This is a genomic window from Bacillus sp. ISL-4 (assembly GCF_018613275.1).
Taxonomy (GTDB): Bacteria; Bacillota; Bacilli; order Bacillales; family DSM-1321; genus Peribacillus; species Peribacillus simplex_E.
Map to the genome: position 1 here is coordinate 40,509 of NZ_JAGGQN010000051.1, position 12,120 is coordinate 52,628.

12 protein-coding genes and 3 pseudogenes are annotated in these 12,120 nt (G+C 42.3%); 14 read left to right on the forward strand and 1 reads right to left on the reverse strand.

What is annotated here, in order from left to right:
* Positions 1-11: 11 nt before the first annotated feature.
* The 12 genes and pseudogenes from J7J00_RS24600 to J7J00_RS24655 all read left to right on the forward strand — a co-directional run.
* Positions 12-1,493 carry a 4-hydroxyphenylacetate 3-hydroxylase family protein gene (locus tag J7J00_RS24600; RefSeq protein WP_214795431.1) on the forward strand — a complete coding sequence of 494 codons (1,482 nt, stop codon included), beginning with the start codon at positions 12-14 and terminating at the stop codon, positions 1,491-1,493.
* A gap of 31 nt (positions 1,494-1,524) precedes the next feature.
* Positions 1,525-2,274 carry an IclR family transcriptional regulator gene (locus tag J7J00_RS24605; protein WP_098371864.1) on the forward strand — a complete coding sequence of 250 codons (750 nt, stop codon included), beginning with the start codon at positions 1,525-1,527 and terminating at the stop codon, positions 2,272-2,274.
* Between the two features lie 38 nt (positions 2,275-2,312).
* Complete coding sequence (locus J7J00_RS24610) at positions 2,313-2,873, forward strand: 3-hydroxyanthranilate 3,4-dioxygenase (protein ID WP_214795433.1); 561 nt, start codon at positions 2,313-2,315, stop codon at positions 2,871-2,873.
* Positions 2,858-3,904, forward strand: coding sequence for an amidohydrolase family protein (locus J7J00_RS24615; protein WP_214795435.1), 1,047 nt, complete (start codon positions 2,858-2,860; stop codon positions 3,902-3,904). The genes J7J00_RS24610 and J7J00_RS24615 overlap by 16 nt, the downstream gene beginning before the upstream one ends.
* Positions 3,867-4,328: a RidA family protein gene (locus J7J00_RS24620; RefSeq protein ID WP_214795437.1), complete on the forward strand. Its 462-nt coding sequence runs from the start codon at positions 3,867-3,869 to the stop codon at positions 4,326-4,328. The genes J7J00_RS24615 and J7J00_RS24620 overlap by 38 nt, the downstream gene beginning before the upstream one ends.
* Before the next feature lie 47 nt (positions 4,329-4,375).
* Positions 4,376-5,851 carry an aldehyde dehydrogenase gene (locus J7J00_RS24625; RefSeq protein ID WP_214795439.1) on the forward strand — a complete coding sequence of 492 codons (1,476 nt, stop codon included), beginning with the start codon at positions 4,376-4,378 and terminating at the stop codon, positions 5,849-5,851.
* An 18-nt stretch (positions 5,852-5,869) separates the two neighbouring features.
* Positions 5,870-6,652 (forward strand): 2-keto-4-pentenoate hydratase, encoded by a 783-nt coding sequence (locus tag J7J00_RS24630; RefSeq protein ID WP_214795441.1) that lies wholly within the window; start codon positions 5,870-5,872, stop codon positions 6,650-6,652.
* A 16-nt stretch (positions 6,653-6,668) separates the two neighbouring features.
* Positions 6,669-7,550: an acetaldehyde dehydrogenase (acetylating) gene (locus J7J00_RS24635; RefSeq protein WP_214795443.1), complete on the forward strand. Its 882-nt coding sequence runs from the start codon at positions 6,669-6,671 to the stop codon at positions 7,548-7,550.
* Between the two features lie 34 nt (positions 7,551-7,584).
* Complete coding sequence (dmpG, locus tag J7J00_RS24640; RefSeq protein WP_214795445.1) at positions 7,585-8,604, forward strand: 4-hydroxy-2-oxovalerate aldolase; 1,020 nt, start codon at positions 7,585-7,587, stop codon at positions 8,602-8,604.
* Complete coding sequence (locus J7J00_RS24645) at positions 8,601-9,374, forward strand: 2-keto-4-pentenoate hydratase (RefSeq protein ID WP_214795447.1); 774 nt, start codon at positions 8,601-8,603, stop codon at positions 9,372-9,374. The genes dmpG and J7J00_RS24645 overlap by 4 nt, the downstream gene beginning before the upstream one ends.
* A gap of 25 nt (positions 9,375-9,399) precedes the next feature.
* Positions 9,400-10,761, forward strand: a complete 1,362-nt coding sequence (locus J7J00_RS24650) for an MFS transporter (protein WP_286201560.1) — start codon at positions 9,400-9,402, stop codon at positions 10,759-10,761.
* A gap of 170 nt (positions 10,762-10,931) precedes the next feature.
* Positions 10,932-11,219 (forward strand): annotated as a pseudogene (locus tag J7J00_RS24655) (transposase); the annotation flags it as partial.
* A gap of 1 nt (position 11,220) precedes the next feature.
* On the opposite strand, the pseudogene J7J00_RS24660 reads toward J7J00_RS24655, so the two are convergent.
* A pseudogene (locus J7J00_RS24660) lies at positions 11,221-11,400 on the reverse strand (IS1595 family transposase); the annotation flags it as partial.
* A gap of 18 nt (positions 11,401-11,418) precedes the next feature.
* Here J7J00_RS24660 and J7J00_RS24665 point away from each other — a divergent pair.
* A pseudogene (locus J7J00_RS24665) lies at positions 11,419-11,622 on the forward strand (IS1595 family transposase); the annotation flags it as partial.
* Between the two features lie 24 nt (positions 11,623-11,646).
* Entirely contained in the window at positions 11,647-12,066 is a 420-nt protein-coding gene (locus J7J00_RS24670) for a VOC family protein (protein WP_214795449.1), read from the forward strand.
* Positions 12,067-12,120 lie beyond the last annotated feature (54 nt).

The window sequence follows — 12,120 nt, forward strand, 5'->3', positions numbered from 1 at the left end:
GGGGGATTATTATGGGCATTAAAACCGGTGAAGAATATATTAATAGAATTAAATCCAGAAAGCCTGAAGTCTGGCTTGGTGGAAGAGTGGTTGAGGATATTTATAATGAGCCAATTTTTAAGCAGCCGATACAAGAAATTGCGAAGTTGTATGACATTCAACATGACCCGGAATATCAAGATGAAATCACTCACATTTGCAAAGAAACCGGTGAACGTGTCAACAATGCTTTCTTATTCCCGAAGACATCGGAGGATCTGCAAAAAAGAAGTAAATTATTTGAAGTGTATGCAAGGATGACATATGGACTAATGGGGAGAACGCCTGACTTTTTAAATGTCGTGGTCACTTCCATGGCACATAATTCCTGGTTTCTTGATAAATACAACAAAGACTGGTCTAAGAACATCAAGGATTATTATGCCTATATTCGTGACAATGATTTATTCTTGACGCATGCAATCATTAATCCTCAAAATGATCGAAGCAAGCAATCTCATGAACAAAAAGAAACATATACCCACTTAGGGACTGTTGAGGAAAGAGAAGAAGGAATACTTGTTCGCGGTGCAAAGATGTTAGCAACGCTGGCACCGATTACAGATGAGGTGATTATCTATTCTTTCCCAGGATTCACACCAGGGGATGAACGTCATGCGGTAGCATTTGCACTGCCGATAGATACGCCTGGACTGCGCATCATCTGCCGGGAACCAATGCAGGACGGAACACGCTCGATGTTTGACCATCCACTGGCCTCCCGCTATGAGGAAATGGATGCCCTGCTTGTATTTAATGATGTTCTGGTTCCTTGGAATCGTGTCTTCTTATACAACAATGTGGAGGCGGCAAACCGCTTGTATCCAATGACGGGAATCGCTGAACAGCCTGCTCACCAATCAGGCGTGCGTGGATATATTAAACTGGCATTTGCCGTTGAAGTCGCTTGTAAAGTGGCAGACTCTATCGGAGTCGATGGATTCCTGCATGTACAGCGTGATTTGGGTGAACTTGTTCAATCTGTGGAAGTCATCCGTTCACTGCTTCGGGTAGCGGAATATGAGTACACGATTAATGACTACGGTGAGGCCCGGCCAAATCCGGATGCATTGGAAACGATTCGCGGTTTCCTTCCGGAGATGTATCCACGTGCCATAGAGGTTATCCAGACCATTGGAGCTGGAGGTCTGTTGATGTCTCCGACAGGGGCCGACTTTGATAATCCCGAATTGCGCATTGATATCGATAAATATTATGGAGGACGTAGCGGGGTTTCAGCGGAAGAGCGCGTTCGCGTGTTTAAACTAGCTTGGGATTTATGCGGGGAAGCGTTTGGACAGCGTCTCCTTCAATACGAACGCTATTACACGGGTGATCCAGTTCGGAAAAGAGCCATTTTTTATAATAAATATAAGAAAAACAACAACTTTAACATGGTTGATGAAGTGCTTAACAAACCGATGCAAGTAGCCATCGATGCGGTTAACCAGTAATTCTAATAGTTGAATGGGGAGGGGGGCCGTCATGATTTCGTCCGTTGAGAAGCTTATAAAGATACTTGATTTGTTCACTAATGAAGAACCCGCACTTGGAAATAAGGAAATAGCTGAAAAATTGAATATGAGTCCAAGCTCATCTCATCATCTAGTGAAAACAATGTGCAAGGAAGGGATGCTGATCCAAGGCAAAGATCGAAAGTACCGGCTTGGATGGAAGTTACTTGAGTGGAGCAGTAAAGTCATGTATCAGCAGGATATTCATTATGAGGCAGGTCCAATTATCAGTAATCTTGTCCTGCAATTTAAAGGTAATTCTCACATCGGTATGTTTCACGAAGGCGAAGTCAGGTTTGTGATGAAAATGTCGTCCCCTCATGCCGAGCATATGACCACATATATAGGAGCAAGAAAACCAGCTCATTGTACAAGCAGCGGGAAAGTATTACTTGCCTTTAACCCATCCTTTATTCAGCCTACGCTTGCAAAAGGGCTATTGAAGCACTCAACTAACACGATTACTTGCATCAACCAATTGAATGAAGAATTAAAGGACATCCGCAAACAAGGATTTGCGATTAGTGATGATGAAAATGATTATGGTTTATATGGCGTTGCAGCACCCATTAAATCCTATAATGGCCAAGTTATTGCAGCACTTAACCTTGTCGGGGATCGAAATTATATGATTGGGAAAGAAAAAACGAGAATTATTCAGTCTGTAATACGATCGGCACAAATGATTTCAAAACAAGTAGGTTATATGTCATTAATGTGAATTTTCGGGCTATTAAGAAAAATGGAGGTAGTTTATTTATGAAAGGATATGCTCAATCTTCAAAATTACAGGCTAGATCATTAAATCTAATAAAAGTTATTGAAGACAATAAAAATTTATTGAAACCGCCGGTTAATAACAAAGTGCTTTGGGAAGATTCCGAATTCATTGTCATGCTTCTTGGTGGTCCGAATTATCGGCGTGATTTTCATGTAGATCCTTCTGATGAGTTGTTTTATCAGATAAAAGGCTCCTGCTATGTAGAATGCATCAACCAAAGCGGGGAGCGTGAAGTAGTGGAGGTGAAAGAGGGGGAAATGTTTATGCTGCCAGCTGATGTACCTCATTCTCCTCATCGTGTATCTGATACTTACGGCATTGTCATAGAGCGCAAGCGTGCTAAAGATGAGCTTGAAGATTTTGTTTGGTTTTGCGGGAATTGTAACCATGAGATGCACAAAGTTACGATCCAATTGACGAATATTGAGGTCCAGGTGAAAGATGCGATCGAGGCTTTCAACGGAAGTAAGGAACTCCGCACCTGTAGTGAATGCGGTCATGTTATGTCAGAAAACGTTGAGGCTTGGAAATGCGAATAGATTTTCATACACATATTCTTCCGTTGGACCTGCCAGACTTAACCGGTAAATTTGGTCAGGGACGCTGGCCAGTGCTAGAGCAGAAATGTTCTTGCGGGGCGGATATCATGGTAAGCGGAAAGCTGTTCAGGAAAGTCACTGACCAGGTATGGGACCCTGAAAAACGCATTCAGGATATGGATGCGGAAGGAGTCGATATGCAGGTGCTCTCACCTGTGCCAGTGACATTTTCATACTGGGCGCCAATTGACCAGGCGCTATACATGTCCCAGTTCCAGAATGATTTCATTGCTGAGACTGTGAACAGGCATCCAGACAGGTTCATCGGTCTCGGTACTGTACCGCTTCAGGATTTGAAAGTGGCAATTGGGGAAATGGAACGCTGTAAATTTGAGCTTGGTATGGCGGGAATCGAAATCGGTACTAACGTAAATGGAGAAAATCTGGATTCACCTGTTTTATTGGAATTCTTCCAAATGGCTGAAAAGTGGAATGTCCCACTGTTTATTCACCCATGGGAGACAATGGCAAAAGACCGAACGGAACGGCATAACCTCATGTATACAGTGGCAATGCCGAGTGAAACGGCATTGGCGGCAGCAAGCATTTTATGGAGTGGCGTCATGGAAAAGTTCCCGGATCTGAAAATCTGTTTTGCACATGGCGGGGGCTCATTTCCATACATTTTACCGCGGATCGATCAGGGGTGGGAAGTATGGCCTGATTTAAGAAAAACATCAATGCCGCCAAGCTACTATGCGCAAAAGTTTTATTTCGATTCACTGAACTATGATACCCGGAATATTCAGTATCTGATTGACCGTTTTGGATATAAGAAAGTGCTGATGGGTTCCGACTATCCATTTTTATTGAGAGAAAAGCCCCCAGGTCAAGTAATCGATGACACTCTAAATCTATCAGATGAAGTGAAAGCGAATCTTCTAGGTAGAAATGCATTGAGGTTTTTAAATTTGGAATCACGAGGGGAGAAGCATGGAAAAACAGATAAAAGCACCAGAACAAGTCCTTGAAGAACTTGGAATCATGCTTGAGCCGCCAAGGGAAGCGGTCGGCAACTACGTTAGCCACGTCCGGGTGGGGAATTTGATTTTCACATCTGGACAAGGTGTTGATGAATATCACGGCAAGCTTGGCAAAGAGCTGACGGAAGAGGAAGGGTATCAGGCAGCGAGGCAGTCAATGATTAATCTCCTGAGGGTACTGAAGGATGAGCTTGGAGAACTATCCAGAGTGAAGAAGGTAATCAAAATTCTCGGAATGGTTAATTCAGCCGAAAATTTCACAGGACAGCCCAAAGTATTGAATGGCGCATCAGACCTGCTTGTGGCCGTATTTGGAGAGAGGGGTAGACATGCTCGGTCAGCAGTGGGAATGGCCCAGCTTCCAAATAACACTGCAATTGAAATTGAAATGATTGTGGAAATACAAGATTGAGGCACTTGAACTAAGCGGGTGTCTCAATAAAGGGAGAGGGATGTTTTATGCAAGCAGCAAAAGATAGTATAAATACAACTAAATCAATAGATTGCCGTCACTTTATTAACGGGGAATTCCTGAATCTAGATCAATCCAGGACTTTTGACAATATCAATCCCGCAACGGAAGAAATACTTGGATGGGTTGCAGAAGGAGGAAAAGAGGAGGTGAATCAGGCTGTTTCTGCAGCAAGAAATGCGCTTAACGGTCCTTGGAAATCTTTTACCGATAATGAACGCTCTGCGGTTCTAAGGCGAATCGGCGATCTCATTTTGGAAAAGAAAGAAGAACTGACAATGTTGGAAACCCTTGATACAGGGAAACCATATAGCCTTGCACTGGAAATGGACATCAAGCGTTCAGCTCACAATTTCCACTTTTTTGCGGACTATATCACTACACTTGGTAATGAATCCTTCAATCAGAACAACATTGCACTTCATTATTCCATTAGGCGGCCCGTAGGAGTAGTAGGAATGATCAATCCTTGGAATTTACCTTTGCTATTGTTGACATGGAAATTGGCACCATGCCTGGCAGCTGGCAATACAGCGGTTATGAAACCGGCTGAACTGACGCCGATGACAGCGACAAAGTTAATGGAGATTTGTAAGGAAGCGGGAGTTCCCGATGGAGTTGTCAACCTTGTGCATGGATATGGTGTAAATTCAGCTGGAGCTGCTCTAAGTGAACATCCGGACGTCGATGCGATAACATTCACTGGGGAAACAAAAACGGGAACGGCGATTATGAAAGCTGCCGCGCCCACGTTGAAAAAAATCTCTTTTGAACTGGGCGGGAAAAATCCGAATATTGTGTTTGCAGACTCGAATCTTGATGAAGTCATCGAAACGACATTGAAATCAAGCTTCATGAACCAAGGTGAAGTTTGTTTATGTGGGTCACGAATCTATGTTCAGCAAGGATTGTATGACGAATTCCTCGAAAAGATGGTCGCGCGAACAAAAAAATTAAAAGTCGGGGATCCATTTGATTCCGAAACGGAAGTAGGAGCTGTAATAGGAAAAGAACATTATAAAAAAGTGATGAGTTACATTGATCTGGCGAAAGAAGAAGGAGCGAAAATATTAACTGGGGGAAGAAGAGCCGGACAGTTTGAAAAAGGTTTTTTCATTGAACCGACAATTATTGCCGGAGTTACGCGTGAATCTCGTTGTGTACGGGAAGAAATTTTTGGTCCTGTGGTAACGGTCATGCCTTTCGAAACGGAAGAAGAAGTACTGGAGCACGCTAATGATACTCATTACGGACTGGGGGCAACGATCTGGACCAATGATTTAAGGAGAGCGCATCGTGTCGCTTCTAAAATAGAGGCGGGCATTATCTGGGTGAATACCTGGTATTTGCGTGATTTGCGCACACCTTTTGGTGGTATGAAGCACAGTGGCATCGGTCGTGAAGGCGGGTCTCATAGTTTCGAATTTTACAGTGAACTGTCTAACGTCACGATTAAATTATAAAGAAGGGGGGGAAGCAACATGAACGTTAGTTTAACAGAATGGTCTGCCAGGTTTTTGAATGCGGAAAAAACGGGAATAGGGATTTCGGCCCCCACCAGTGAAATTCCCGATTTGGATGTTGAGGATGCCTATCAAATTCAGCTTGAAACCATTCGAAGGAAAACCCAGTCTGGTCTGGGAGTATCAGGTAAGAAAATAGGCTTGACTTCAAAGGCTATGCAGGAGGTTCTGGGAGTGAATGAACCAGATTACGGACATTTACTTGATGCAATGAAAATAGAAAATAATGGCTGTATTTCGAGTCTGCGGTTGATTCAACCGAAAGTGGAGGCAGAAGTAGCTTTTATTTTAAAGAAAGATCTACATGGTCCCAATATTACGGTTGATGATGTAATCGAAGCCACTGATTATGTGGTTGCTTCGATCGAAGTGGTTGATAGCCGGGTGATGGACTGGAAGATTAAACTTCCAGACACTGTGGCGGATAATGCATCATCGGGCCTATATATTCTGGGAGATCGCAAAACTCACTTGAGTGATATCGACCTCCCTTCCATTCGAATGAGCCTATATAAAAATGGCGAATTCATGAACCAAGGAACAGGTGAAGCAGTACTTGGAAATCCAGCAACGTGTGTAGCCTGGCTAGCAAATAAAATGCATGGGTTTAAAGGCTCATTGAAAGCGGGCGAAGTAATTTTGTCCGGTGCGTTATCCGCAGCAATCGACGCGAAACCAGGTGATCGTTTTTCTGCTGACTTTGGCGAAAAACTTGGAAAGGTCTCGGTTAATTTTGAGTGAAAGGAGCCCAGCGGCTTTGAAAAAACTAAAAGTAGGCATTATTGGATCAGGGAATATCGGCACGGACTTAATGATGAAAATTCATCGGTCGGATGTTCTCGAAATGTCGGTAATGATTGGTATCGACACGGAATCAGAGGGTTTGAAGAAGGCTAGGATGCACGGACATCATGTCATTGAAAATGGCATGGAGGGTTTTTTGGAAAGGCCTGAGCTTGCAGACATTTTATTCGATGCCACATCTGCGAAGGCGCATGTTTATCACTGCAAAGCCTTGAAAAAGATGAACAAGAAGCTGATAGACTTGACGCCTGCCGCAATCGGACCGTTTATCGTTCCTTCCGTGAACTTAAAAGAAAATTTGAATGAGGCGGTTGTTAACATGATTACATGCGGCGGTCAGGCGACAATCCCCATCGTTCATGCGATCAGTCAAGTGGCACAGGTCGAATATGCCGAAATAATAGCGACAATTTCCAGCAGGAGTGCCGGTCCCGGAACCCGTGCCAATATTGATGAATTCACCCAAACAACGGCAAGGGCCCTGGAAAAGGTGGGCGGAGCGAAAAAGGGAAAGGCTATCATTCTGCTAAATCCTGCCGAACCGCCACTCATTATGAGGGATACCATTCACTGTCTGCTTCAATCAGATTCTTTTGATGTGAAAGCAATTATAAGGTCCATTAATAAGATGGTGGAAAAAGTTTCTGAATATGTTCCTGGATACCGTCTGAAGACAGAGCCGATAATTGATGGGAAACAAATAACAGTATTTCTGGAAGTGAGAGGGTTAGGAGATTATCTTCCCGTATATGCTGGTAATTTGGATATAATGACGGCTTCAGCTGTAAAAGTAGGGGAAGAAATCGCTAAAAGCCAATTCGAACAATTTGTTTGAAAAAGGTAATCGGAACTATAAAGGTGGGGTTCATTTGAGTAAAGATGTATTGGTGACTGAAGTTGCATTGCGGGATGGGAGCCATGTAGTGGCACATCAATTCACCATCGATCAAGTAAAAAACATGACTGGGAAACTCAGTGCAGCAGGTGTCCCTTATATTGAAGTGTCGCATGGAGATGGCCTGGGCGGATCATCCTTACAATATGGTTTTTCAAAAGTGAATGATATTGAATTGGTGGAAGCCGCTGTTGAAGCTGCAGGCCAATCCGTTATTTCAGTACTTTTAATCCCTGGTATTGGGACGATCGACCAATTAAGGGAAGCTGCTCAAGTTGGGGCGAAAATGGCGCGGATTGCAACCCACGTAACGGAAGCGGATGTCTCAAAGCAACATCTGGAAGCTGCGAAACATCTCGGTATGGAAGCAATCGGGTTTTTAATGATGTCTCACATGGCATCACCGGAAAAACTTCTTGAACAAGCCATATTAATGGAATCCTATGGAGCGGATGCTGTGTATGTTGTTGATTCCGCAGGATCTTTTTTGCCCCAAGATGTGAAGACGCGGATCCGGTTATTAAGATCAAAGCTGAATATCGATATTGGTTTTCATGCTCATAATAACTTATCGCTCGCTGTGGCAAATTCGCTTATGGCAATTGAAGAAGGGGCGAATAGAATCGATGGCAGCATCCGCTGTCTCGGCGCAGGTGCTGGTAATACCCAGACTGAAGTGCTTGTTGCCGTTCTGGATAGGATGGGTATCCGTACCGAAATTGACTTATATAAAATGCTCGATCTTTCGGAGGAAGTTGGAAATACAATCATGCCCAAGCCCCAGGAAATAACAGACTCGAGTTTAATCATGGGTTATAGTGGCGTGTACTCCAGCTTTTTATTGCATGCAAATAAAGCGGCGAAAAAGTATGGAGTTGATGCCCGGGATATTTTGATGGAGCTTGGTCGACAAAAAGTGGTTGGCGGTCAGGAAGATACCATAATTGAAGTAGCTGAGCAAATGGCGTTTCAGAAAGAAGGGACTTTAAGATGAAACTAGATCAACTAGCAAAACGGGTAGCCGAATCGCAAAAAAGCGGACGTGAAATGGATAAGCTTACATTATCCAATCCTGAACTAACAGTAAATCAAGCATATGAAATTCAGAAGTTGAGCATAAATGAGACGATCACTGGTGATAACAGATTCATCGGGTGGAAGATGGGTTTAACGAGCAAAGCCAAACAACAGCAAGTAGGGGTAGAGGAAGCAATCTATGGCAGGTTGACATCTGCAATGGAACTAACTAAACCAGTATTAAAAGTTGGGGAACTCATTCATCCGAGAGTGGAACCTGAATTTGCTTTTTTGTTCAAGGATGAATTGAAAGGTGCAAATATAACGGCGAAAGATGTCTGGCCGGCTGTAGAATGTGTATTTCTTGCACTAGAAGTTATTGACAGCCGTTATAAAAATTTTTCTTTTACACTTACCGATGTAGTAGCGGATAACGCATCCTCAGCCAAAATCCTGCTAAGCAATCAAGCTTATTCTCCGTACCACACGGACTGGGCTCAAGCAGAAGTTACGCTTTATCAAAATGGTGAAATGCAAAAGAGGGGTCTTGGAGAAGCTGTACTCGATCATCCGATTCACTCGATTGTGGAACTTGTAAAAATGATTAGCCGTGAAGGACTTTCCATTCAGGCTGGAATGATTGTATTGGTAGGCGGAATTACAGATGCCGTTTCCATACAGGCAAACGATGAAATTATAGCGAATTACGGTGAACTAGGGAAACTGACATTACATGTTATATCGTGAAATATGGCAAAGGGGAGGGAATTAATTGCGTGAAGTCAATGCTTCGGAAGTGGTAGGTAATAGTAGATTTGGCCGTTTTCATTTAATGGTCTTTATGTGGTGTTTGTTCGCAATTACCTTCGATGGATTTGATATAGCCATGTACGGAGTAGGTTTACCTTTGATGATGGAGGAATGGAACTTGACGCCCGTCGAAGCTGGCGGAATAGCAAGTTATTCTTTGTTCGGAATGATGGTGGGAGCCCTCATTTTTGCACCCCTGGCGGATAAACTAGGGAGAAAAAAAGTGCTTGCCATTTGTATATGTTTATTCAGTGTTTTTACATTACTTTCAAGTTTTGCCCCGAATCCTGCCTTTTTCTCGGTTATGCGATTTATAGCAGCCTTGGGAATGGGAGGATTAATGCCAAATGTCATCTCCTTAATGGCGGAATACTCACCCAAAAAGAATAAGGTGCTCATTGTAACCACCATGTACTGTGGTTATTCTATCGGAAGCATACTTGCTTCTTTAATTGGAATGTATGTGATGGAACAAATGAGTTGGAGGGTTTTATATTGGATAGGGGCTCTTCCCTTACTGGCACTTCCATTCTTCATGAAGCAATTTCCTGAATCGCTTTCCTATTATGTTATTCGAAAACAAGGAGCAAAGCTTGCTGGAATTCTGAATCGCATTGACCCAGACGGCGACTATAAAGAGTCGGACGATTATGAGTTTGCCAAAGTGCAAGAAAGGGCAAAGGGCTTTCCAGTCAAGAAGCTCTTTGAAAATAGGCGTACTCTTAGCACTTTTGCTTTTTGGGTAGCTGCCTTTAATTGTTTACTTATGGTATACGGACTCAATACATGGTTACCCAAAATCATGCAGCAGTCCGGATACGGCCTTTCATCCAGTTTATCTTTCAATCTTATATCGGGAATAGGACAAATTGGCGGATCGATAATTGGAGGGTACTTGGTTGGGAAAATAGGCCATAGAAGAGTACTTGTTTCCCTCTGTGCCATAGGTACTGTCTGTTTTGTCATATTAGGATTGACCTCAAATGTACTAGCATTATATATTCTGATCGCTTTTGGAGGCGCCTGTACAGTGGGCACGATGAATTTGGCCAATACGTATATATCCGAATATTATCCGCGGGAGATAAGGACCACCGGGATAGGTTGGGCCTTGGCTTTTGGTAGAATTGGAGCGATTGTTGCCCCTACATTAATAGGATTATTGCTGGCTGCAAACTATTCGCCACAAAATGCATTTATGGCCTTCACAGTCCCGAGCATAATGGCTGCCCTGGCGTTACTCGTTGTGAAAGAGAGGTATGGCAGCTATGATAAACCGCAGATCGAGGAAAATATAAAACTAAAAGCAACATCGAATGTATAATATTGTTCTTTAGTAGATTGCCTATATGTCAGTGGACAGCATGCAGATTGTTTCCTGACATATAGGCAATTTTTTAGAAAATAGCTCTGTAAAATAACTCTGTTGGCATTTGAAAAATACGAACGAACGTTCTAAAATATATCAAAAAGTACGAGGGCGAGTTGTTAAGAATGACATTGAAGGACATTATCCAAGAAATCAGAAAGCTAAGTACAGCAGACCAATACCGTCTTAAAGAGTTTTTCACGAACTCTTTAGCCTCTTATTCTGCAAGCGAGCCTGTATTTAAAGAGGTTTCTGAAAGGAAACATAAAGATGGATTTACCTGTTCTCATTGCCATTCTAATAACGCCGTTCGTTTCGGTAAATATAATGTGAAAATGGGTAGCCGTACATTAGAACGCCAACGTTACCGCTGCAAGAATCGCGGGAAAACGTTTACTGATGTGACTAATACTCATAACTATTCACATTTTGAATATGATATATGCCTCGAACCCGTTCCTTACCATCTGATTTAGATCTGTAATGCTCAAGTCCTTTTTCTTTGGCATAAGTCATAAATGCTCGCCAAGCATCTGTACAAAGAACATTGGAAGGAGATAGTTTAGAACCAATAGCTTTATCCAATCGGCTTTTACATCCGTCCCTGACCGACATAGTCGTTTGAAGGGCTGGATGAATCGATTTAATGGCGTGGCAACAAAATACCTCGACCATTATTTGAGTTGGATTCAATTCTTAGACCAAATCAGTCATCGAAATGACGACATACCGGTTAACAAGTTGATTGTTGTTAGTTGTCTGTTCTCAAAATGTGTTACCTATGATAAATTCAGGTTATCAGAATTTTCCGAATAGAGAACTTATAAGGAGGAGAAATGATTGAGTGAAATATTATTAAGAGTTGGTACAACTTATATTCCAGTATCAAATGTAGAACTTTCTTCGGAATGGTATGTGAACAAATTGGGGGCTGAATTGAGCTATAAAGATGAAGATAAGGCAATACTTAACTTTGCAAATCAAAGCATATTTCTTGTGAAATCTAAAGAAAATCAAAGCTCAAATTTTTATGATATTCACGGCGAAGAACGTTTTTCATTAACATTTGAAGTCAACGGGTTAAGTGCTTTAGAAACTATACATAAGGATTTTATTGGCAAACAAATTAGAGTTGGAGAAATTGAAAACAGAGGACACTCTGGAAGAAACTTTGTTTTCTTTGACTTAAATGGCAATAAATTTGATGTTTGGAGCGAATTGAGTCCAATATTTAAAGAAAAATACATAATTTCCAAATAAGATATTTAATATATTTGAAAGAGAACTCTAAAATTTGAACTGCACCCCAATTGT